The 22082-nt window shown below is 62.7% G+C and carries 18 protein-coding genes and 2 riboswitches; of the genes, 8 read left to right on the top strand and 10 right to left on the bottom strand.

The genetic code is table 11. The features are described 5' to 3' along the window. The first annotated feature begins 505 nt into the window (after positions 1-505). The 7 genes from BOP93_RS14485 to BOP93_RS14515 all read left to right on the top strand — a co-directional run bounded on the left by BOP93_RS14485 (position 506) and on the right by BOP93_RS14515 (position 6564). Positions 506-1012, top strand: a complete 507-nt coding sequence (locus tag BOP93_RS14485) for a DUF4822 domain-containing protein (RefSeq protein WP_065937459.1) — start codon at positions 506-508, stop codon at positions 1010-1012. A gap of 48 nt (positions 1013-1060) precedes the next feature. Continuing rightward, a complete protein-coding gene (locus BOP93_RS14490) occupies positions 1061-1495 on the top strand; it encodes a hypothetical protein (RefSeq protein ID WP_104503180.1) in 435 nt (144 codons plus the stop codon). A 141-nt stretch (positions 1496-1636) separates the two neighbouring features. Continuing rightward, on the top strand, positions 1637-2590 hold the full coding sequence (locus BOP93_RS14495) for a 2-hydroxyacid dehydrogenase (protein WP_104505291.1): 954 nt from the start codon (positions 1637-1639) through the stop codon (positions 2588-2590). Between the two features lie 129 nt (positions 2591-2719). Continuing rightward, positions 2720-3787: a phosphotransferase family protein gene (locus BOP93_RS14500; RefSeq protein WP_104503181.1), complete on the top strand. Its 1068-nt coding sequence runs from the start codon at positions 2720-2722 to the stop codon at positions 3785-3787. Between the two features lie 22 nt (positions 3788-3809). After that, positions 3810-4577: an SDR family oxidoreductase gene (locus tag BOP93_RS14505; protein ID WP_104503182.1), complete on the top strand. Its 768-nt coding sequence runs from the start codon at positions 3810-3812 to the stop codon at positions 4575-4577. A 69-nt stretch (positions 4578-4646) separates the two neighbouring features. Then, a complete protein-coding gene (locus BOP93_RS14510) occupies positions 4647-6080 on the top strand; it encodes a PLP-dependent aminotransferase family protein (RefSeq protein WP_104503183.1) in 1434 nt (477 codons plus the stop codon). An 82-nt stretch (positions 6081-6162) separates the two neighbouring features. Next, entirely contained in the window at positions 6163-6564 is a 402-nt protein-coding gene (locus BOP93_RS14515; protein ID WP_104503184.1) for a cupin domain-containing protein, read from the top strand. Positions 6565-7096: 532 nt separating this feature from the next. On the opposite strand, the gene pepN is transcribed toward BOP93_RS14515, so the two are convergent. Genes pepN through BOP93_RS14550 form a run of 6 tightly spaced genes read right to left on the bottom strand, consistent with a single transcriptional unit; the run spans position 7097 to position 13597 of the window. Further along, the gene (pepN, locus tag BOP93_RS14525; protein WP_104503185.1) at positions 7097-9754 is read right to left on the bottom strand and encodes an aminopeptidase N; all 2658 of its coding nucleotides are present in this window, start codon (positions 9752-9754) and stop codon (positions 7097-7099) included. 13 nt (positions 9755-9767) lie between these two features. Beyond that, positions 9768-10598 carry a DUF2797 domain-containing protein gene (locus BOP93_RS14530; RefSeq protein ID WP_162303230.1) on the bottom strand — a complete coding sequence of 277 codons (831 nt, stop codon included), beginning with the start codon at positions 10596-10598 and terminating at the stop codon, positions 9768-9770. Then, complete coding sequence (locus tag BOP93_RS14535) at positions 10595-10855, bottom strand: YeaC family protein (protein WP_065885275.1); 261 nt, start codon at positions 10853-10855, stop codon at positions 10595-10597. Before BOP93_RS14535 ends, BOP93_RS14530 begins: the two co-directional genes overlap by 4 nt. 14 nt (positions 10856-10869) lie before the next feature. Next, the gene (locus BOP93_RS14540; RefSeq protein ID WP_104503186.1) at positions 10870-11739 is read right to left on the bottom strand and encodes a rhomboid family intramembrane serine protease; all 870 of its coding nucleotides are present in this window, start codon (positions 11737-11739) and stop codon (positions 10870-10872) included. Continuing rightward, a complete protein-coding gene (locus BOP93_RS14545; protein ID WP_420220233.1) occupies positions 11736-12710 on the bottom strand; it encodes a metallophosphoesterase in 975 nt (324 codons plus the stop codon). The genes BOP93_RS14540 and BOP93_RS14545 overlap by 4 nt, the downstream gene beginning before the upstream one ends. After that, positions 12707-13597, bottom strand: coding sequence for an NAD(+) kinase (locus BOP93_RS14550; RefSeq protein ID WP_057725186.1), 891 nt, complete (start codon positions 13595-13597; stop codon positions 12707-12709). The genes BOP93_RS14545 and BOP93_RS14550 overlap by 4 nt, the downstream gene beginning before the upstream one ends. 156 nt (positions 13598-13753) lie before the next feature. On the opposite strand from BOP93_RS14550, the gene BOP93_RS14555 reads away from it, so the two are divergent. Beyond that, entirely contained in the window at positions 13754-14701 is a 948-nt protein-coding gene (locus BOP93_RS14555; RefSeq protein WP_104503188.1) for a DUF1853 family protein, read from the top strand. Between the two features lie 108 nt (positions 14702-14809). On the opposite strand, the gene BOP93_RS14560 is transcribed toward BOP93_RS14555, so the two are convergent. From BOP93_RS14560 to cobW, 4 genes are read right to left on the bottom strand one after another with little or no spacing between them, the layout of a single operon-like run. Continuing rightward, complete coding sequence (locus tag BOP93_RS14560) at positions 14810-15412, bottom strand: vWA domain-containing protein (RefSeq protein ID WP_104503189.1); 603 nt, start codon at positions 15410-15412, stop codon at positions 14810-14812. 53 nt (positions 15413-15465) lie between these two features. Beyond that, positions 15466-16464 carry an ATP-binding protein gene (locus BOP93_RS14565; protein ID WP_104503190.1) on the bottom strand — a complete coding sequence of 333 codons (999 nt, stop codon included), beginning with the start codon at positions 16462-16464 and terminating at the stop codon, positions 15466-15468. Further along, a complete protein-coding gene (gene cobN, locus BOP93_RS14570) occupies positions 16464-20225 on the bottom strand; it encodes a cobaltochelatase subunit CobN (protein WP_104503191.1) in 3762 nt (1253 codons plus the stop codon). The genes BOP93_RS14565 and cobN overlap by 1 nt, the downstream gene beginning before the upstream one ends. Before the next feature lie 2 nt (positions 20226-20227). Continuing rightward, entirely contained in the window at positions 20228-21289 is a 1062-nt protein-coding gene (gene cobW / locus BOP93_RS14575; RefSeq protein ID WP_104503192.1) for a cobalamin biosynthesis protein CobW, read from the bottom strand. Positions 21290-21382: 93 nt separating this feature from the next. Next, a riboswitch (cobalamin riboswitch) is annotated at positions 21383-21581 on the bottom strand. 252 nt (positions 21582-21833) lie between these two features. Further along, positions 21834-22059, top strand: a riboswitch (cobalamin riboswitch). Positions 22060-22082 lie beyond the last annotated feature (23 nt).

The following is a 22082-nucleotide window of genomic DNA, read 5'->3' on the forward strand; positions in this document are numbered from 1 at the left end:
TGACAGGCAGCGCCACGACCTCAACAGGGGCGCGATTGTCCGGGATTATTGAGAATAAGCAAAGACTTAGCTGAGGAGCGGCAACTCAGTGCAGGGGCTTGAGAGCGATTTTTGGTCGTTGATCTCGCGCTTATGCCATTACCTGCCAGGCTGAGCCGAGCGCCTCATTCGTCGATTCCGCCCGCCGGGCATGACGCGCGATGAAAATGGGCACACTGACACAACTCGATTTATTTAAATCAGCCCAGTCGCTCATTGTTCTGCGGTTTAAACCCCCGACAGGCACCCACTAGTATTTAATTAACCAGCCCAAGCAAGATAATTCCTACATAGAGTTTATCACCGTACTCCCTATAAATTTATTAACCGCCGCTTTTGTTACAAGGATTTGCCCAGGTATTGAGCGCTCATCGTGTCAAGCCTATATTTCAACCCAGCATGAACAAGCCGCATTTCTGAAACCATGACAACAAAAGCGAACACTGAATTCGCCAGGAGCGACTCTATGAAAAAATATAACCTACTGTTTACCCTGTTACTTTTCGTCGGAATAATCTCCCCACTTACCAGTCAGGCACAGTCAACAGCCGAAAACTCCGACGCCAGCGCCCTGGCGACGTCCCCCCGCTGGCTGACGACAAAAGTATATGTAGAGGGCGCGCCGGACATTGACGTAAAGGACAAGTACCCAGGCGTGGTCGGCATATCACTGTGGGACCCTGACCGTAACCGCTATGAATTTTTCTACAGCGATACCGGGCTGTCCAAGTACGAGAACGGCGGCGGCGGTTACTTCATGGTAACCGGTGACAAAAAAAGCCATATCCTGATACCCGACAAAGGGACAACAAGAACCATCGTCCGGAAACTTGAGACATTAAATACGCAAGAATTTACTTATTCCCGCGAAGTGCCGCGCGACATGATCGACTCCAATCCACTGGTTCGAATATATGTTGTGCATGCGCCTTATACAGGCTCAATAAAAACCACGCCAACACGCCAGCCTTGAACCGTGAACTTCACGACTAAAGACAACACTCATAACAGGCCTCACCCAATGAAAACAATATTAAAGCCTTTATTCGCTTATGTTTTACTGCTATCTACCCTTGTTTCAACCGGCGTTCATGCACAGGCTTCCGCCCCTGGAAAACCAGTCGCCGTCAGTGCTGACAATGCCGTCATGTTGACCGTCTTTCTTAAGCATGATCAATCTCGCAACTTGAACGAAATAAGAGCCAAACTCACGGAGCAGGAACTCTTCAAGGTGTTTCCTCCTGAAGGGGTAGAAATTGTCAGTTGGAACATTGCCATGGGAATCGGTCACGTCATCGTTCTACGCTTCCCCGCCTCACGCCTGCGCGAAGTGAATCTTGCGATCGAGCGCTCTGCGTGGGGGCCGTTCAGGACGGAGTTCTTTCCTACCTACGATTACATGGACATCGTAGCGGCAGAACAGAGCAAGGTACGAAAAACCACGTCCGCCAAATAATCAGCGCGCGTAAACAGCGTCTCGTACTCGCCGAGACGCTGGCACTTTCCGCAAAGTCAGTGGAGCTTTCTCGGGCCTGCGACATTTCATGCAACAAAAATGCAGCATAATCCGGGCATCGAACTCACCGGAGAGCTGCCCATGCCCACCACCGTTCTGGTCCTGGTTGAAACCATCAACGAATACCTGCAAATCATCGAGAGCAATGATTTCCATGTAATCCTGGCGCCGACACCCGCTGAGCGCGCGCAAGCGATCAAGGCCCATGGCGGGCAGATCAAGGCGGTATTGACCCGCGGGCCGCTGGGGCTGCATGCCGAAGAAATCGCCGCGTTGCCGCTGCTGGAAATCATCTGCGTGATTGGTGCAGGCTATGAACATGTGGACCTGCAGGCAGCGGCCAACCGCGGGATTGTGGTGACCAATGGTGCCGGGGTGAATGCGCCGTCGGTGGCCGACCATGCCATGGCGTTGCTGCTCTCACTCGTGCGCGGCATCCCCCAGACGGACGCCGCCGTGCGCCGCGACGAATGGCCGAAGGTGATGCGCCCTTCCCTGGGCGGCAAGCAGCTGGGAATTCTCGGGCTGGGCGCCGTCGGCCTGGAGATCGCCAAGCGCGCGGCGCTGGGCTTTGGCATGCAGGTGAGTTACCACAACCGCCAACCACGCGATGACGTGGACTACACCTACTGTGCAACCGCCGTGGAACTGGCGCGCACTTCGGATTTCCTGATCCTGGCCACGCCCGGTGGCGCCGGTACTCGCCACCTGATCGATCGCCACGCCCTTGACGCACTGGGGCCAAACGGCTTTCTGGTCAACATCGGCCGCGGCAGCGTCGTGGTCACCGCCGACCTGGTAGCGGCGTTGCAACAGCGGCGTATCGGCGGCGCCGCGCTGGATGTATTTGACGACGAACCCAAGGTACCCGACGCACTCAAGCGTCTGAGCAATACCGTACTCACCTCGCATGTGGCGGGCCTGTCGCCAGAAGCCACCCACGATACCGTGCAACGGGTCGCCGACAATCTGGTGGAATACTTTGCCGGTCGCCCGGTACTTACGCCGGTAGCATTGCCGGCGCCCGATAAATGACCGATCAGGCACGCTGATCCTGCTTCAACACGCTGACCTATTAAGCCGTCCCGACCTTGTCGCTGGGCGGCGACGCGCATTAGATTAGCCAATAGTCCAAGGCCTTTAAAATAAGCAGAAGGGATAAGCATGACGCTTAACGACCAATCGACCCAGATTCGCCCCGGCGAAGAACTTGATGCGAGCCTGATCGATCCCTATCTAAAGGCCCATATTCCCGGCCTGAACGGCACGGTCAAGATCAGCCAGTTCCCCGGCGGCGCGTCGAACCTGACGTATCTGCTGGAATACCCTGGCCAGGAATTCGTATTGCGTCGCCCGCCGTTCGGCCACAAGGCCAAGTCCGCCCATGACATGGGCCGCGAATACCGCATTCTCAACCAGCTCAAAGACGGCTTTCCGTACTGCCCCAAGGCCTACGTGCATTGCACCGATGAGTCGGTGATCGGCGCCGAGTTCTACGTGATGGAGCGCGTCAACGGCATCATCCTGCGCTCAGACCTGCCTGCCGAGCTGGGCCTGGACGCAACGCGCACCGAAGCCCTGTGCAAAAGCTTTATCGACAAATTCGTCGAATTGCATCAGGTCGACTACACCGCCTGCGGCCTGGCCGACCTGGGCAAGCCGCAGGGTTATGTGGAACGTCAGATCCGTGGCTGGAGCGAGCGCTACGAAAAAGCCCTGACCCCCGACGCCCCCCGCTGGGAAGCCGTGCGCGCCTGGCTCAACGACAAGATGCCGGGCGATCACCCGACCTCCAGCATCGTGCACAACGACTATCGCTTCGACAACGTGATCCTGGACCCGCACAACCCGATGCAGATCATCGGCGTGCTGGACTGGGAACTGACCACCCTCGGCGACCCGTTGATGGACCTGGGCAACACCCTCGCCTACTGGATCGAAGCCGCCGACCCTGCGCCCGTGCAGTTGATGCGACGCCAGCCGAGCAATGCGCCAGGCATGCTCACCCGCCGCCAGTTCGTCGACTACTACGCCGAACGCTCGGGCATCCGCATCGACAATTTCGACTTCTACTACACCTACGGCCTGTTTCGCCTGGCCGGCATCGTGCAGCAGATCTATTACCGTTTCTTCCACGGCCAGACCCAGGACAAACGCTTTGCCCAGTTCATCCATATGAACAAGCTGCTGGAGCAGATGAGCCTGGCGGTCATTGGCAAATCCGCCCTCTGATAACAATCACAAGGAACCGCTCATGTCCAAGACCCACCTGTTCGACCTCGACGGCAAGATCGCTTTCGTTTCCGGCGCCAGCCGTGGCATTGGCGAGGCCATCGCCAAGCTGCTGGCCCAGCAAGGCGCCCACGTGATTGTCTCGAGCCGCAAACTGGAAGGCTGCCAGCACGTTGCCGACGCGATCATCGCCGACGGCGGCAAGGCCACCGCGGTTGCCTGCCATATCGGTGAAATGGAGCAGATCGCCCAGGTGTTCTCCGGTATCCGTGAACAGTTCGGCCGCCTGGACATCCTGGTCAACAACGCCGCGACCAATCCACAGTTCTGCAACGTGCTGGACACCGACCTCGGTGCGTTCCAGAAGACCGTTGATGTGAACATCCGCGGCTACTTCTTCATGTCGGTGGAGGCCGGCAAACTGATGCGCGACAACGGCGGCGGCAGCATCATCAACGTGGCTTCGATCAACGGCATTTCCCCGGGTGTATTCCAGGGCATCTATTCGGTGACCAAGGCCGCCGTGATCAATATGACCAAGGTGTTCGCCAAGGAATGCGCCGCGTTCGGCATCCGTTGCAACGCATTGCTGCCGGGCCTGACCGACACCAAGTTCGCCTCGGCGCTGGTCAAGAACGACGCGATCCTGAAGATGGCCCTGGCACAGATCCCGCTCAAGCGCGTGGCCGACCCCAGCGAAATGGCCGGCGCCGTGTTGTTCCTGGCCAGCGATGCGTCCAGCTACACCACCGGGGTGTCGCTGAATGTGGACGGTGGTTTCCTGTCCTGACCCCGCCTGGTTTCTTCAGATCGATTTGCGCGTAACCTTGGCGCAGATCGATCTGTCCCGGGATGAAACATGGAACTGCACCTCGTCATCAACGGCCGCAAGGACCTGGCTGCCCAGCTTTACCAGCAACTGCGCGAAGCCATCACCTGCGGGCGACTTTCAGCCGGCGCGCAATTACCGCCCAGCCGCCTGCTCGCAGAGCAACTGGGCGTCTCACGCAAAACCGTGTCGGACACTTACGCCACCTTGACGTACGAAGGCCTCCTGGTCGGCAGGATCGGCCGGGGCACCTTCGTCAATGCGTGGGCACCCCGGCCCGACCGCGTGCAGACCGCCACCGACCTGGCCTGCGCCGCCAGCCTGGGCAAATGGGCGGCGTTGCCCTCGCCCATGCATCATCCCGCCAGCGCCGAGATCCTGCGGTATGAGTTTATCGGCGGGGCCACCACGCGCAATCAGTTCCCTCAGGAGGAATGGCGACGCTGCACCCTGGATGCGTTGCGCCGTATCGCCCAGAACTGCGGTTTCTACAGCCAACCGGAAGGCTTGCCGGCGCTGCGCGAGGCCATCGCCGGGCATATTGCGTTTTCCCGTGGGGTGAAAGGTCGCGCCAGTAACATCGTGGTGACCAATGGCGCGCAACAGGCGCTGGACCTCATCGCCCGCGTGGTACTCGAGCCAGGCAGCATCGTCGCCATGGAAGACCCCGGCTACAGCCCGGCGCGTCAGTTGTTCGTGGCGATGGGGGCCAGGGTCGCCAGCGTGCCGGTCGATGCGCAGGGCATCCAGGTCGACCAGATCCCCGACGGCACCCGCCTGATCTATGTGACGCCGTCGCACCAGTTCCCCCTCGGCATGCCCATGAGCCTGGCGCGGCGCGAGGCCCTGCTCGACCGCGCCATCGCGCTCGGCGCGATCATCATCGAAGACGACTACGACAGTGAGTTCCGCTATGAGGGCCGCCCCACCGACTCCCTGCAAAGCATGGACACACGAGGCGTGGTGACCTACGTCGGGACCTTTTCCAAAACCCTGTTGCCCGAGTTGCGCCTGGGCTACGCGGTGCTGCCGCCGGCGATACATGGCGCGGTCCTCAAAGCCAAGCAATTGACCGACCAGCACAGCTCCACCCTGCCGCAATGGGCGTTGGCCAAGTTCATCAGCGAAGGCTATCTGCTCAAACACATTCGCCGCTGCCACAGCGTGTACGCGGGGCGCCGCGAACGGATTCTGCAGCGCCTGGCGGGCGACCTGTCGCCCTGGTTCGAGGCGGTGCCGACGGTGGCCGGGTTTCATCTGGCGGCGCTGTGCAAGGTGCCGGTGGATATCCCGTTGCTGATGCAACTGGCGCGCAAGGCCCAAGTGGGGCTGTACCCCCTGGATGTGTTTTTTCACGACACGGCGCCACGCGCCGGGCTGATTCTCGGCTTCGGCGCCATCGAAACCCTCGATATCGACCCGGCACTGGACAAGGTCCGCGACATTCTGCGGCAGATTGGCTAGGTGGTTTTGCGCAGGATTGGTCATTGGTCGAACAGGACCGCCAGCGTAGGGTGGACGGGTCTCGAACTACGTGGAAATCCCCATGAAACGACTGCTCGCCACCGCTGCGATACTGGCCTCGCTCAACGCTTACGCCCACGAACCGGTGTACCACCAGGAAACGCTCAAAGTACTGCAGGAGCACGCCTTGGCCAACGTGCCCGGCAAGAAAACCATCATGCTTACCGTGGACTACGCTCCCGGCCAGGCCACCGTGCCCCACAGCCACACCGGCACCGCCGTGGCGTATGTGCTGGAAGGCGAAATCACCTCACGGGTCAACGATGAGAAAGCCATTACCTACAAGGCCGGTGACTCGTTCTACGAGCCCGCCGGCTCGCGGCACTTCGAATCGAGCAACGCCAGCCAGACCCGGCCCGCCAGGCTACTGGTGGTGATGGTGCTGGATGACAAGGCCGAGGTGTTGACGCCGCTTTCCCAATAAGCGGCACGTTAGTAATCCCGTTCTGATCAATGTGGAAGGGGGCTTGCCCCCGATAGCGATGTGTCAGTCGCTGATGCATTTACTGACTCAACGCATCGAGGCATAGGCCACACACCGCTGTAGCCGGTAACCACGATGCGAAGCGAGTCGCTCTTGATCTTGATCTGGCTTTTGATCTTAAGCGCCCCGTTAAACCACGCTGGCCGAACGCAGGCTTGAATCCGTGGGTAACCCGGCAGGACGCCGGGTTAGCCGCACTGGGCCAGGGATGGCCCATTGCGGCGGCCCACGGATTCAAGCCTGCGTTCGGGCACACCGAGCATTAGCGAGGTGCCGAGTGGTGGGGCAAGAGCGTTTTGCTTACTTTTGCGCTTTTCAAAAGTGAGCCGCTGTAAAAGCGGAACCCATAGCAGCCGTTACCGCAGAAACGGATATGTACTCGGCCTGATCCAACATCCTGGTCGGCCCAGAGGCCGCCATCGGGAGCAAGCCCCCTCCCACATTGGCACCCATCTTCAGGAAGATAGCCAGGTCAGGCAAGGCTCTTGCTGACCACCTCGAACACATCGCTGGACAACTCGCCCGAGCCACGAATGCGTTCCAGTTCCGCTTTCATCAGCGCTTGTCGCGCGTCGTCGTATTTACGCCAGCGCGTCAGGGGTGCCAATTGGCGCGAAGCGATCTGTGGGTTCAGCGTATTGAGCTGGATCACCAGGTCCGCCAGGAAACGGTAGCCCGAACCATCCGCGGCATGGAAGTTGATCAGGTTCTGCCCGGCAAATGCGCCGATGAGGGCGCGTACCTTGTTCGGGTTCTTGATCGTGAACGCGGGGTGCTCCATCAGCGCCTTGACCCGCGCCAGCCCGTCCGGCAGGGTGCTGCCGGCCTGCACGCTGAACCACTGGTCCATGACCAGCGGGTTGTCCTTGAAGTTCTCGGCAAACACCGCCAGGGCCTGGGCTTTTTCCGCCTCGAAGGGCGAGTTCACCAGCACGGCCAGGGCCGTCAGGCGCTCGGTCATGTTGTCGCTGGTGTCGAACTGATCCAGTGTCGCCGCCAGCACTTCAGGTTTGCCGCTGAGCATCAGGTACGACAACGCGATGTTCTGCAGGGCGCGCCGGGCAAAGTGCTCGGCCTCGGCCACGTACGGGGTTTGCTTGGACAACTCACGGTTGGCCTGGTAGCGCAGCCACAGGCCTTCGAACAGGTTCTCGGCCAGTTGCTTGCGGGCGTACTCACGGGCAGCGTGAATGGCATCCACATCCGCCACGTCGCTGATTTCGGTCAGGTAGGCTTCGCTCGGCAGCGAGAGCATTTCGGCGACCATGGCCTGGTCCAGGCTTTCGTCGCTCAACACGGTGCGCAGCGCGTCGATCAGGCGTTGATCGAGCTTGAGCGGTTGCCCGGCCTGATGCTGGCCGATCAGCTCCTGCAACACCTGCACCGACAGTTGCTGGCCGGCATCCCAGCGGTTGAAACCGTCGCTGTCGTGCTGCATCAGGAACATCAGTTGATCGCGGGTGTAGGCGAAGCTCAGTTTCACCGGCGCCGAGAAACCGCGCAGTAGAGAAGGCAACGGCTTTTCAGCGATATCGACGAAGGAGAACGTCTGCTCAGCTTGCGTCACCGAGATCACCCGTGAGGTAGCGCCAGCCGCCGGTTCATCGGCCAGGCGCAAGGGGATAGCGCCGCCCTGCCCGTCCAGCAGGCCCAATTCGACCGGGATCACGAAAGGCAGCTTTTCCACCTTGTCCGGGGTCGGCGGGCAGCTCTGGCGGAACGTCAGGCTGTAGGTCCTGGCTGCCGCATCGTAGGACTCGCTCACCGCCAAACGCGGCGTGCCGGCCTGGCTGTACCAGCGTTTGAACTGGCTGAGGTCGACGCCATTGGCATCTTCCATGGCCTTGATGAAGTCGTCGCAGGTCACGGCCTGGCCGTCATGGCGCTCGAAGTACAGGTCGCTGCCTTTGCGAAAGCCCTCGGCGCCAAGCAAGGTGTGGATCATGCCGACCACTTCCGAGCCCTTTTCGTACACGGTCAGGGTGTAGAAGTTGGAGATTTCGATAAAGCTGTCCGGGCGCACCGCGTGGGCCATCGGCCCGGCGTCTTCGGCGAACTGGTGGGTACGCAGGTACGCCACGTCCTGGATGCGCTTGACCGTGGCCGAGTTCATGTCGGCAGAGAAACCCGAGTCGCGGAACACGGTGAAACCTTCCTTGAGCGACAACTGAAACCAGTCGCGGCAGGTCACGCGGTTGCCCGACCAGTTGTGGAAGTATTCGTGGGCGACGATGGCCTCGACGCGCTGGTGCGCGGCGTCGGTGGCGGTTTCGGCGCGGGCCAGCACGGCGCTGGAGTTGAAGATATTGAGGCCTTTGTTCTCCATGGCGCCCATGTTGAAGTCGTTCACCGCCACGATCATGAAGATGTCGAGGTCATACTCGCGGCCGTAGGTTTGTTCATCCCAGCGCATGGATTTTTTCAGGCTGGTCATGGCGTGCTGGCACTTGTCGATATTTTCCGGCTCGACGTAGATGCGCAGCGCGACCTCGCGGTCGGTCATGGTGGTGAAGCTGTCTTCGACACACCACAGGTCGCCGGCCACCAGGGCAAACAGGTAGGCGGGTTTCTTGAACGGGTCTTCCCAGGTCGCCCAGTGCCGACCGTCTTCGCCGGGGCCGCTGGCAATCGGGTTGCCGTTGGACAGCAGCACCGGATAGCTGTGCTGCTCGGCGATCACCGTGGTGGTGAACACGCTCATCACGTCGGGGCGGTCGAGGTAGTAAGTGATCTTGCGAAAACCCTCGGCCTCACACTGGGTGCAGAACATGCCGCTGGACTTGTACAGGCCTTCCAGGGCGGTGTTGGTCTCCGGGTGAATCTTGACCGTGGTGTCGAGGGTGAAGGTTTCACGCGTGGGCTGCACGGTCAGGTGGCTGTCGGTCAGCTGGTAGTCGGCGGCCGTCAGCGGCTGGTCGGCCAGGTTGACACTCAACAGCTCCAATTGCTGGCCGTCCAGCACCAACGGCGGCAAACCGGCGCCACGCTCGGGATTGCGGCGCATCACCAATTGCGCGTGGACCAGGCTGTGGTCCTCGAACAACTCGAAGGTCAGGTGCGTCTCGTCGATCAGGTAGTCCGGCGCCTGATAGTCCTTCAGGTAAATCATCTTCGGTTGTTCGGTGCGCATGGGTGGCATCCTTCTACTGATGCACGGCGAGCTGGTAGGCCGTGTATTTACGAATATTGATCACGCCGGTGTCGAAGATCAGGTATTGGCCCTTGATTCCCAGCAGCGTGCCTTCGGCAATCGGATTCTTGTCCAGGTTGAAGCTGACGATCTTGGCCGGGTACTGCTCCACCGGGTAGCGGATCTCGATCGGCTCGACGTCGGCAATGGTTTGGATGGCCTGCAGGCCAAAGCGTTCCTGCAAACCGAGCAAGCCTTCGGCGCAGGTGGCGAACAGTTCATCGCGCACCTGCTTGAGGTCGACGGACTGCGCATCGCCCTTGAGCAGCGCACGCCAGTTGGTCTTGTCGGCCACCTGGCTGCGAAACAGGTCTTCGACAAAGCCGGACTGCTGGCGCGTGGCCACGCGCATGATCGGCAGCGCCTGGCTGGCACCCTGGTCGAGCCAGCGGGTCGGCAACTGCGTGGCGCGGGTGATGCCGACCTTGATCCCCGACGAGTTGGCCAGGTACACCACATGGTCGGTCATGCAGAATGTTTCACCCCAGCCCGGATCGCGGCAGGTGCCGGCGTCGTAATGGCAGCGCTCGGGGCTCATGATGCACAGGTCACACTGGGCCAGCTTGGTCATGCACGGGTAGCAATAGCCCTGGCTGAAGCTGTTCTTGGTCTTGCGGCCGCAATGGCTGCAATGAATGGCACCCAGGTATTCCAGGCGAATGTGGGTACCGATCAACGGGTTGACCGCAACCTCGGTGTCGCCAAGACGAAACGCGTATTGAACGGTCGACTCACCGAGTTTCGCCGACATTTTGCTGACTGCACCGCGACCGATTTCAATCAATGGATCGCATCCGACTTGAACAGGATGTTCGGCACCGGTGCCGATTTCGACGCGCATTCCTGCGGGCCCATGTAGCCGGTGCGCTGGTCTTCGGGCAGGTTCTGCAGTTCCCAGGCGATCATCGCCTGCAACGACAGCTCGCGCTGTTCGGCGGTGAGCTTGCGCCCATCGGACCACTTGCCGATTTCCACGGCGAGCTTGAGGCTCTCGTAGATGTCCGGGGTGATGTTTTCGATCATTGCAGCAAAAGAGGACATAAGGCTCTTCCTTATCAAATAGACGATTTGCGGCGGTTGTACAGCCCGCCCAGCAAACCGGTCAGGCAACCGATAACCAGGCCGCCCACATGGGCCGCGTTGGCGATTTCACCGAAGCCGATCATCGAGACCAGCCCCGACAGGCAGAGCACCAGCCACACCAGCATCATCACCAGCACCCCACGGGGCAGACGATACGCCGGGTTGGGCGCGAGTAACTGAAAGATCCAGCAATGCCCGAGCAGGCCGTACAACACGCCGGACAACCCGCCAAACAGGCCCGGACCGCCGTAAGCGTACTGCGCGTAATTGGAGACCAGGCTGAACAACAGGGTCAGGCCCAGCAGGTTGATGCCGCCCTGGCGCGCTTCAATGCGTCGGCCCAGTTCCCAGTACCACATGCCGTTCATGGCCAGGTGCAGGATGCCGAAGTGAATCAGCATCGGCGTGACCAACCGCCACCACTGCCCGGACGCCAGGCTGTCGGCCAACGGCGTGAACTGGATGTACTCGCCCAGCACCCGGAACGGCAGGAACGTCAGCCAGGCCATGGTTTGCAGGTTTTCGCCGAGCAGCGTCACCGCGCCCACGATCAGGCTTGCCAGCAGCACCAGTGTCGTGACCGGACTATGCCGGACCTGCTGGATAAAGCCGGGGCGCGCAACCGGCGCCTGCTCGGGAATATCCAGTTGCAGGTCCATGTCGCCGGCGGGAAAGCGCTGGTACAACACGCGCACGTCGTCACTGATGCTCTCGGGCACCCACAGCACTTGCTCGCCCGCTTCCTCGCTGACGCGATGGGGCACCTGCATGCGTTGCAGCAATTTGACGAAACCGCCCAGGTCGACGCTCAGGGGCAGGCGCAATACAGCCACGGTACTCATTGGATAACCTCAGGTCGCTCAACGTCGACCCAGACGAATTTATGCGGATCCAGTCGGGTTTCCTGGTCCAGGCGATACGCCACCAGCTTGCCGTACAGCACAGCGCTGTAGTCCAGGCAGGCCAGGTTCGGGCGGATCGGCGCCGGATTGCCGCTGCGCCAGTAATGACCGACAAACAACAACGGCTCGTCGACGCCATAGCGCAGCAAAGAATTCTTTTCAGTGGAGGACAACGGCGTGCGCGCCACGGGCTCGGGCAAGGCGTCGGGCTGGAACACGATGTCGCCGTAGGTTTTCGGGTCGTCTTCCCAGAACTTGGTGCGAAAGAACGAGCGCGTCAGGCCATCGCCACCGGTCAACGTGAGTCCGTGGGGCAGGCGCATGTCGGTGCCGCGCAGCAGGCGATCGAACGCGTTGCAGGCAAAGCTGCCCGGTACGGCGGCGGCCTGCAGGAAATGCTGATCGATGCAGCCATCCGGGAAGGTCGCGCGCAGCGGCTGGATAAAGCCCTCGTCCCAGCACGCATGCACCACACGAAAACGCCCGGCGTCGACAAACAGCGGCATGTCGTAGAACCAGCCGAGGAAGTCGTGCCAGTCGCCCGGGTGCTGTTCGAACTGGGTCAGTGTCTCCTGGATCAACCGCGCATGACGTGGGTTGTGCTCGCGCACGAACTGCTTGCCGCTGCCCGGCGGTGCCGGCGTGGTCCAACCCAGCGCATTGAACTCATGGTTGCCCATGATGCACAGCGCCTGGCCGGCCTCGGTCATGTCGTGGACGATGTGCAGCGCTTCGCGGATGCGTGGCCCACGGTCGATGATATCGCCGAGAAACACCGCCATGCGCGACGGATGGCGCCAGGTGCCGCCCTGCTTGTGGTAACCCATCCGGTCGAGCAAGTGCTCCAGCGTATGGGCGCAACCGTGCACGTCACCAATCAGGTCGTAGCTGCGCGCGGGATCGAGCATCAGTCGCCTCCGCCCCCCAAGCGGCTGCCCCAGCCCAGCTTGGTGCGGCACACTTCGTAGTAGTTGTGGTCCAGCGGATGGATCAAACGCAACTTCTGTGCCTTTTTGCTCACGGTGATGGTGTCACCGGGGGCGCAGGTGAAATGGTTCTGCCCGTCGCAGGAGACTTGCGGATAGATTTGCATGTCTTTGGACACCACGATCTTCAGCTCACTGTTGCCATCGACCACAATCGGCCGACTCGACAACATATGGGGATACATCGGCACGATCACAATGGCATCGAGCTTGGGATGCATGATCGGGCCGCCGGCCGACAGTGCATACGCGGTGGAGCCGGTGGGCGTGGCCACGATGAGGCCGTCGGCCTTTTGGCTGCACACGAACTGGCCGTCGATATACAGCTCGAACTCGATCATCCGCGTGGATTTGCCGGGATGCAGCACCACGTCATTGAGGGCATCGCCCTGGCCGATGGCTTCGCCGTGGCGGCGCACTTCGGCCTGCAGCAGGAAGCGGTTTTCCACCAGGTAGTGGCCGTCGAGCACCTTGGCCACTTCGACTTCCAGCTCGTCGGGGCGAATATCGGTGAGAAACCCCAGGCTGCCACGGTTGATCCCCAGCACCGGCACGTTATGCCGCGCCAGGGCACGGGCCGCGCCGAGCAGGCTGCCGTCACCGCCGACCACGATGACCATGTCGCACACTTCGCCGAGCATTTTGCGCGACGAGGTCTGCAGGCCGTGGCCCGGCAGGATTTCGCCGATGGTGTCTTCGAGGATCACATGCAGGTGGCGTTCCAGCAGGAATTTTTTCAGTCGGCGGACGGTGTCCAGCACCTGGGTACTGCCCAGGCGACCGATAATGCCGATATTGCGAAATTGCTCCATGGGGCTCCTGCGGGCGTAGGGGTGTGGCAAAAAGAAAGGATTATGGGCGAAAGGCCGCGTCAGGCAAAATCCTTTGTCGCCGCCCGGCTGTGATGACAATGGTTCTCAGGCGTCCCTCAGGCACCTGCACGCGACTTAAGAGGCTATGCTCGCACCATGACTCTGTTCCCTGACCTGCACGCCCTGCCCCGCCAACTGCGACACCCCGAGGTGCGCGACCTGGCGTGGGTGATGCTCGCGCCGCCCATGCTCACACAGACGCCGTGGCCGCAACGCCATCCGCTGGCGGGCAGTGACTGGGTACAGGCGCCGCATGTGCTCGACGCCTGGTTACGTGCGCTCGATCAGGACAGCCGCGCGTTACAGCAGTGGCTGAGCCTGTCGCGCACCCGGCGCCTGGGCCTCTACTATGAGCGCCTGTGGCAGTTCGCCGTGCAGCATGCGCCCGGCGTGGAGCTGCTGGCGGCCAACCTGCCGATCCGCCGTGCCGGGCACACCCTGGGCGAGCTGGATATGCTGCTGCGCGACCGCGATGGCGTGCATCACCTGGAATTGGCGATCAAACTCTATCTTGGCCCACAGGACGGCAACGGCCAGGACACTGCGCAATGGCTCGGCCCCGGCTGCCATGACCGGCTGGACCGCAAGCTGGCGCACCTGGCCCAGCATCAATTACCGATCTCGGCACGGCCGGAGAGCCGCGAAGCGCTGGCAGCGCTGGATATCCAGCAGTTCGATGCGCACCTGTGGCTGGGCGGGTACCTGCTTTACCCGTGGCCGGGCCAGGCCGAGCCACCGCTGGGCGCCCACCCGCAGCATTTGCGTGGGCGCTGGTTGCATCAGCGCGATTGGCCGGACTTTGTGAGCACCCGCCCCGCCGGCCGCTGGCAACCCCTGCCTCGCCATGCATGGCTGGCGCCGGCGCATTACCCGGCGGATGAGGTATGGCGTGAGGAGCAGATGGCCGGCTGGCTGGCAGACCTGGACCCGATGGCGCCCGCGCAGTTGCTGGTGCGGCTGGTGCAGAGCGGTGACGATTGGGAAGAAGCTGAGCGGCTGTTTTTGGTCGCCGATCTTTGGCCGAATGTACCGGGGGCGGGCTGATCAATCTGTGGTGTATTGAAGGCCGCCATCGGGGGCAAGCCCCCTCCCACATTTGGAATGCGTTTCCCTGTGGGAGGGGGCTTGCCCCCGATGGCGGCTGGCCAGGCACTACACATCATCGATATGCCGATAATCCAGCTGCAACCCGATAGCCAGCTCTCGCGCCCGTCCCAACCTGATCGGCCCACGCTCGATATCCACCAGCAACCCCGGGCACGCCAGCAGTGACAACCCGTCGATCACCTTGAGCCGTCCATCGGTAATCACCAGCAAGCGCTGCTGCTCAGCCGGATAACGCTTGCGCCGCGCCACCAGCCAATGCCCCGCCTCGATCAGGGCTGCCAGCAATGGGGTCCCCCCTCCGGCGCCTAGCTGTTCCAGCCAGTGCGCCAGGTTTTTTGCCGCCTTCAAGCCCTGCACCTGCCACTTCGGCGCTTGCCCGCTGGCCGTCAGCAAGGCCAGGCGCGCCCGTTGCCGGTAGGCATCATCAAACAATTGCGCCAACAGGCCCTTGGCATCGCTCAACGCCCGGTGCCGGCGGGTTGAAGCCGAGGCGTCGACAATCACCAGCCACAGCTCATGGGCGCAATGGCTGCGCATATGCCAGCGCACATCGTCACGGCTTTGCGGCCTGCCACCGAGCAAGGTGCCCGGCCAGTTGATCCGGCCCTGCCCCGCGCTGCGCGCCTTGCCTTGCCTGCCGTTTTCCAACTGCCCCGCCTGGGGCCGCGCATCCGCTCCCGCGTCAGGTCGAGGGCGAATGCCTAGGGCTTTTTTGGCCAGGCGGGAACATCACGGCGGGCGCCGGTGGGCAGGGCCGGCGCGGGCATATCGCCCCATTGGCCTTGGCCCGGCGAGGGGTTCGAGGATTGGGGGGCTTGCGCCTGATTGGGCGGGCTGGCCGCAGGTGCCTGCTCCTGGCGTCGGTGACGCAAGGCAAATTCCGCGACCGCATCGATATCTTCCTCGGCGATAGCGCCGGCCCCGCGCCAGGCCGCATGCGCCCTGGCCCCGCGCAGCCATACAAGGTCCGCGCGCATCCCGTCCACGCCGGCGGCAAAACAACGCTGGGTAATCTGCGCAAGAGCTTGATCATCCAGCTCGATACTGTTCAGGCGTGCGCGGGCCTGGATGCAGCGTTCGCGCAAAGCGGCTTGCGGCTCGGCCCACTGTTCACAGAACGCGGCGGGGTCACTGTCGAAATCCAGGCGACGACGGATGATCTGGCCACGCTCGGCCGGCACCGTCTGCCCGCTCAAGGCCACGTTGAAACCAAAGCGGTCGAGCAGCTGCGGGCGCAACTCCCCCTCTTCCGGGTTCATCGTGCCGATCAGCACAAAGCGTGCCGCATGCCGATGAGAGATGCCATCACGTTCGATCAGGTTGGTGCCGCTGGCGGCCACATCCAGCAGCAGGTCGACCAGGTGATCGGGCAGCAGGTTGACTTCATCGACGTACAACACGCCGCCATCGGCCTTGGCCAGCACGCCGGGGGAAAACTGTGCACGGCCCTCGCCGAGCGCGGCATCCAGATCCAGGGTGCCGACCAGGCGTTCCTCGGTTGCGCCCAGGGGCAAAGTGACAAACTGCCCGCTGGCGAGCAGGTCCGCCAGGCCACGGGCCAGGGTGGACTTGGCCATGCCGCGCGGACCTTCGATCAGCACACCGCCGATCCTCGGATCGATGGCGTTCAGGCACAGCGCCAGTTTCAGCTCATCGGCGCCGACCACGGCGGCCAGGGGGAAATGCGCAATATCGGTCATCAGCTGTCTTCTTCCATATCCAGCAACAGGTTTTCCAACGCTTCGCGGTAAGCGCCGGGCGCTTGCCACAGGCCGCGCTGCTGGGCTTCGAGCATGCGCTCGGTCATGTCGCGCAGCGCGTCGGGGTTGTGCTGCTGCACAAACGCGCGGGTATCAGGGTCGAGCAGGTAGGCATCGGCGAGCAGCGCGTATTGGTGATCATCGATCAATGCGGTGGTGGCGTCGAAGGCGAACAGGTTGTCCACGGTCGCGGCCATTTCAAACGCACCTTTATAGCCGTGGCGCTTCACGCCTTCGATCCACTTCGGGTTGGCCGCACGGGAGCGCACCACCCGATTGAGCTCTTCCTTCAAGGTGCGGATTTTCGGCAGGTCCGGCTGGCTGTGATCGCCATGATAGCTGGCGGCCTTGCTGCCGCTCAGGGTTTCCACGGCGGCGAGCATGCCGCCCTGGAATTGGTAGTAATCGTTGGAGTCGAGCACATCGTGTTCACGGTTGTCCTGGTTCTGCAGCACCGCCTGCACCTGGCTCAAGCGCTGGGCGAATTGCCCACGGGCGGCGGTGCCCTCGTCGGCGGCGCCATAGGCGTAGCCACCCCAGTTGAGGTAGACCTCGGCCAGGTCCTCGCGGCTTTGCCACAGGCGACCGTCAATTGCGCCCTGCACGCCCGCGCCATAGGCGCCTGGCTTGGCGCCGAAAATGCGCCAGCCGGCCTGTTTCGCTGCGGCCGCTTCGTCCAGGCCCGACTCACGCAGGGCTTGGCGCTCGCTGCGCACCTTGGCGGCCAGCGGGTTCATGTCATCCGGCTCGTCGAGGGCCGCCACCGCTTGCACCGCCGCATCGAACAGGCGGATCAGGTTGGCGAACGCATCGCGAAAGAAGCCGGAGACGCGCAGCGTCACGTCGACACGCGGGCGATCCAACAGGCTGATCGGCAGAATCTCGAAGTCGTCCACGCGCTGGCTGCCGGTGGCCCATACCGGGCGCACGCCCATCAGCGCCATGGCCTGGGCGATATCGTCGCCACCGGTGCGCATGGTGGCAGTGCCCCACACCGACAGGCCCAGCTGGCGCAGATGGTCGCCGTGGTCCTGCAGGTGCCGTTCAAGCAACAGACTGGCCGACTGGAAACCGATGCGCCAGGCCGTGGTGGTCGGCAGGTTGCGCACATCCACGGTGAAGAAATTGCGCCCCGTGGGCAATACATCCAGGCGGCCCCGACTCGGCGCGCCACTGGGACCTGCCGGCACAAAGCGCCCGCCCAGGGCATCCAGCAGGCCGCGCATTTCTGCCGGGCCGCAGGCGTCCAGGCGCGGCGCCACGACAATGCGCAGGCTTTCGACCACCGCCTTCACGTCATCCCAGCCGGCTTCCTCCAACTGCTCCAGCGGCCCCTCCAGCGCCTGCTCGATCAAACGCGTCGCATAGAGCTCCAGGCGCTCGCGGGTGTCGCCGGCGGTGCGCCACGCCTGCGCGTCGAGCTTGCGCAACACCTCGGGCCGACGCCCGGTCCACGGCTCTGCGAGCGCACAGTCCAGTGGATCGAAACCCAGTTCGAACGCCTTGGCCAGCACCCGCAACAGGCTCGATTGCGCGCCACGGCCATCGCCACGGGGAATGCGCAGCAAGGCCAGCAACGTATCGATACGCAAGCGCCCTGCCGGCGATTCGCCGAAGACATGCAGGCCGTCGCGAATCTGTGATTCCTTCAGGTCACACAGGTAGGTGTCCAGGCGCGGTAACCAGATGTCGGCATCGGCCTCGCCGTCCAGCTCGAGTTCCTGGTCGATACGGGTTTCGCGCACCAGCTTGAGGATGTCTTTCTGCAATTCCAGCGCACGTCGCGGGTCGAGCAACTGCGCTTCGTAATATTCGTCGGCCAGCAATTCCAGGTCGCGCAGCGGGCCGTAGGTTTCGGCGCGGGTCAGGGGCGGCATCAGGTGGTCGATGATCACCGCCTGGGTGCGCCGCTTGGCCTGGGCGCCCTCGCCCGGGTCGTTGACGATAAAGGGGTAGATATTCGGCAGCGGGCCGAGCAGCACGTCCGGCCAACAGTTTTCCGACAGGCCCACGCCCTTGCCAGGCAACCATTCGAGGTTGCCGTGCTTGCCCACATGGATCAGCGCATGGGCGCCGTAGGTCTGGCGCAGCCAGAAGTAGAACGCCAGGTAGCCGTGCGGCGGCACCAGGTCAGGGTCGTGATACACCGCGCTCTGATCAACCTGATAACCCCGCGCCGGCTGAATGCCGACGAAGGTCTGGTCCAGGCGCAGGCCGGCGATCATCAGGCGGCCGTCGCGGCACATCGGGTCCTGATGCGGCGCCCCCCAGCGCTCGAGTACGGCTTGACGATTGGCCTCGGGCAGGCGCTGGAACATCGCGTCATACTCGTCCAGGCCCAGGCTTTGATGGCACGGGCGCAGGTCGAGGCTGTCCAGGTCGTTGGTGACGCCGCCCAGCAACGCGTGGATCAAGGCGGTGCCGCTGTCCGGCAAGGTGGATGGCACTGGATATCCTTCGGCTTGCAACGCGCGCAGGATGTTCAGCGCCGCCGCCGGCGTATCCAGACCTACACCGTTGCCGATACGGCCGTCGCGGGTTGGGTAATTGGCCAGGATCAAGGCGACACGCTTGTGTGCATTGGGCAGCCGCGCCAGCTCGACCCAGCGGCGCGCCAGTTCGGCGACAAAATCCATACGCTCGGGCGCGGCGCGGTAGCACACCACGTCCGACTGGCTGCGCTCACTGCGCCAGGCCAGGTCCTTGAAGCTGATCGGCCGGCTGATGATGCGCCCGTCCAGCTCCGGCAAGGCAATGTGCATCGCCAGGTCGCGGGGGCCGAGCCCCTGTGCGCTGGCCTCCCAGCCGGGCTGGTTATCCTGGGCGCAGATCGCCTGGATCACCGGGATATTGCGCCGAAACGGGCGCAGGTGCGGTGCTTCCGGGCTGGATTGGGCAAAGCCTGTGGTGTTGAGTATCACTGCGGCTTGCACGTCGTCCAACAGGTCCTCGACCACCGTGAGGCAACCGGGCTCTTTCAAACTGGCCACTGCGATGGGCAACGGGTTCAGGCCCGCGGCCTGCAAGCGCTGGCAGAACACATCGATAAACCCGGTATTGGCCGCCTGCAAGTGCGAGCGGTAGAACAGCACCGCAGCCACGGGGAAGTCGGCGTGCCACTGCGCCTGCCAGTCATTGAGGCGGGCATTGGCGGTGTGCGGGCGATAGATCGCCGTACGCGGCAAGGTTTGCGGTTCGGCCCAGGCGTAGTCGCGGCCCAGATGGGCACTGGCCAGGCAGCGATAAAAATCCAGCGCATTGCCCAGGCCACCCTGGCGCAGAAAGTGCCACAGACGCTCGCGCTGTTCGGCGGCGACGGTGCTCAGGCCGCTGAGTTCCGGGTCCGGACGATCATCCCCCGGCACCAGGATCAGCGTGACGCCGCGTTCGGCCAGTTCCACCAGGCGCTCGATGCCGTAGCGCCAATAACCGATGCCGCCATGCAGGGAAATCAGGATGACCCTGGCGTGGCGCAACACCTCATCGACGTACAGGTCGACCGAAGCGTGGTTCTGCACCTGCATCGGGTTGGCCAGGCGCAGGCTGGGGTAATCCTCGGGCAGTTGCTGCGCCGCTTCGGCGAGCAGCGCCAGGCTGGAATCGCCGCTGCACAGGATCACCAGCTCGGCGGGGGTTTGGCCAAGGTCGGCGATATTGTCGTCCGCGACGAAGCCACCGGGTTGGGTCCTGAGCAGGTGCATGGTTAAACGCTGAGGGCGGCGCGCAGTTGCGCTTCAAGGCCCACGGCATCCAGTTCCTGGCCAATCAGCACCAGGCGCGTGGTGCGTGCTTCTTCCAGGCCCCAGGCACGGTCGAAGTGCTTGTCGAAGCGCGTGCCCACGCCCTGGATCAGCAGGCGCATCGGTTTGTTCGGGATCGCGGCGAAACCTTTGACGCGCAGGATGCCGTGCTGCACCACCAATTGGGTCAAGGCGTCGAGCAACAGGGCTTCATCGGCTTGAGGCAGGTCGATGGAAATGGAGTCGAAGGCATCGTGATCGTGGTCGTCCTCACCGTCGTGGTGCTGATCATGATGGCTGTGGCGCGCGTCGATATGCTCCTCGGAGCCTGCGCCCAGGCCAATCAGCACGTCCAACGGCAGGCGACCGCTGCTGGCTTCGATGATCTTCACCGCCGGCGGCAGCTCTTCAGCCACTTCCAGGCGCACCCGGGCCAGGTCTTCGGCGCTGATCAGGTCGGCCTTGTTGAGAATCACCAGGTCGGCGCTGGCCAACTGGTCGGCGAACAGCTCGTGCAGGGGCGATTCGTGATCCAGGTTCGGGTCGAGCTTGCGCTGGGCATCGACCTGGTCGGGGAACGCGGCGAAGGTGCCGGCGGCCACGGCCGGGCTGTCGACAACAGTGATCACCGCGTCCACGGTGCAGGCGCTGCGGATTTCCGGCCACTGGAAAGCTTGTACCAACGGTTTGGGCAGCGCCAGGCCCGAGGTTTCGATGAGAATGTGGTCAAGGTCACCGCGACGGGCGACCAGCTCACGCATCACCGGGAAGAACTCTTCCTGCACCGTGCAGCACAGGCATCCATTGGCCAGTTCGTACACGCGGCCGTTGGCTTCTTCTTCAGTGCACCCGACGGAGCACTGCTTGAGGATTTCACCGTCAATACCCAGCTCACCGAATTCGTTGACGATCACCGCAATGCGACGGCCCTGGGCGTTGTCGAGCATGTGGCGCAGCAAGGTGGTCTTACCCGAACCGAGAAAACCGGTAACGATGGTGACGGGGAGTTTGGCCAGTGTTTTCATCGGATGCCCTTTGGGGCGGGCATACGGGACGACAGGCTCTGCGACGGCGCGCAGCAGCAGGTTTCGTCACCGGATCACCCCGCCCGGTTGAATTGAAAAATCGATTGCGAGGCAGGTCTCCTGGCTTGGGGCTTGCAGGTCTACGACCGGCGCCGGCTGCGCCTTCCCGCCGTATCGGCAGTGGCGTTGCAGTCAGCTGAACCCTTCACAGTTGCGGGGGCAGCCGCGGCTTGAACCGCGTTCCCTTCTTAGCTTCGACCGCAGCCGAAGAACCTCGAGCAGGCAAGGCTACGCAGTGCGTGGCCGGCGGTCAATGTTCCATGCTCGAGCTACAGCGCGCGCATAGCGATAGCTCACCGGCACATCACCCACAATGTCGGCATGCCCGATTTGGCCGCGGCTCTCGAGGTAGAAATCAATCTCGCCATTGTCGGTCAGGTCGAGCACTACCCACGACTCGGAAATATTGCTCCGGGCTGCCCGTTCCTGCCGAACCCACCGCCGGGTCTCGCCTCAATTGACGAGCCAGTGATACGCGTGTTTTCCTATGCAGTATGTTTCGGGTGCCCTTCACAGGGTGAAACGGGAAACCGGTGACCCATGCCTTGCTTGATCGAGGACATGAGCAGTCCGGTGCTGCCCCCGCAACGGTAAGCGAGCGAAGCGTCAAATCCACTGTGCATGTGCATGGGAAGGAGATGCTTGTCCGGAGGCTCTTTCAGAGCCGCCCCTTGCGAGCCCGGAGACCGGCCCGAACACATTCAGATAACAAACCCGCGGTGGGCGGGCGCTG

This window comes from Pseudomonas orientalis (assembly GCF_002934065.1).
Lineage (GTDB): Bacteria > Pseudomonadota > Gammaproteobacteria > Pseudomonadales > Pseudomonadaceae > Aquipseudomonas > Aquipseudomonas orientalis_A.

Bases quoted from the DNA above. Each gene is read 5' to 3' on its own strand.
- BOP93_RS14500 (WP_104503181.1), top strand. From the start codon at position 2,720: ATGACGCTTAACGACCAATCGACCCAGATTCGCCCCGGCGAAGAACTT.
- BOP93_RS14540 (WP_104503186.1), bottom strand. From the start codon at position 11,739: ATGAGTACCGTGGCTGTATTGCGCCTGCCCCTGAGCGTCGACCTGGGC.
- BOP93_RS14555 (WP_104503188.1), top strand. From the start codon at position 13,754: ATGACTCTGTTCCCTGACCTGCACGCCCTGCCCCGCCAACTGCGACAC.
- BOP93_RS14515 (WP_104503184.1), top strand. From the start codon at position 6,163: ATGAAACGACTGCTCGCCACCGCTGCGATACTGGCCTCGCTCAACGCT.
- cobN (WP_104503191.1), bottom strand. From the start codon at position 20,225: ATGCACCTGCTCAGGACCCAACCCGGTGGCTTCGTCGCGGACGACAAT.
- BOP93_RS14550 (WP_057725186.1), bottom strand. From the start codon at position 13,597: ATGGAGCAATTTCGCAATATCGGCATTATCGGTCGCCTGGGCAGTACC.
- BOP93_RS14495 (WP_104505291.1), top strand. From the start codon at position 1,637: ATGCCCACCACCGTTCTGGTCCTGGTTGAAACCATCAACGAATACCTG.
- cobW (WP_104503192.1), bottom strand. From the start codon at position 21,289: ATGAAAACACTGGCCAAACTCCCCGTCACCATCGTTACCGGTTTTCTC.
- BOP93_RS14510 (WP_104503183.1), top strand. From the start codon at position 4,647: ATGGAACTGCACCTCGTCATCAACGGCCGCAAGGACCTGGCTGCCCAG.
- pepN (WP_104503185.1), bottom strand. From the start codon at position 9,754: ATGCGCACCGAACAACCGAAGATGATTTACCTGAAGGACTATCAGGCG.
- BOP93_RS14535 (WP_065885275.1), bottom strand. From the start codon at position 10,855: ATGTCCTCTTTTGCTGCAATGATCGAAAACATCACCCCGGACATCTAC.
- BOP93_RS14505 (WP_104503182.1), top strand. From the start codon at position 3,810: ATGTCCAAGACCCACCTGTTCGACCTCGACGGCAAGATCGCTTTCGTT.
- BOP93_RS14490 (WP_104503180.1), top strand. From the start codon at position 1,061: ATGAAAACAATATTAAAGCCTTTATTCGCTTATGTTTTACTGCTATCT.
- BOP93_RS14565 (WP_104503190.1), bottom strand. From the start codon at position 16,464: ATGACCGATATTGCGCATTTCCCCCTGGCCGCCGTGGTCGGCGCCGAT.
- BOP93_RS14485 (WP_065937459.1), top strand. From the start codon at position 506: ATGAAAAAATATAACCTACTGTTTACCCTGTTACTTTTCGTCGGAATA.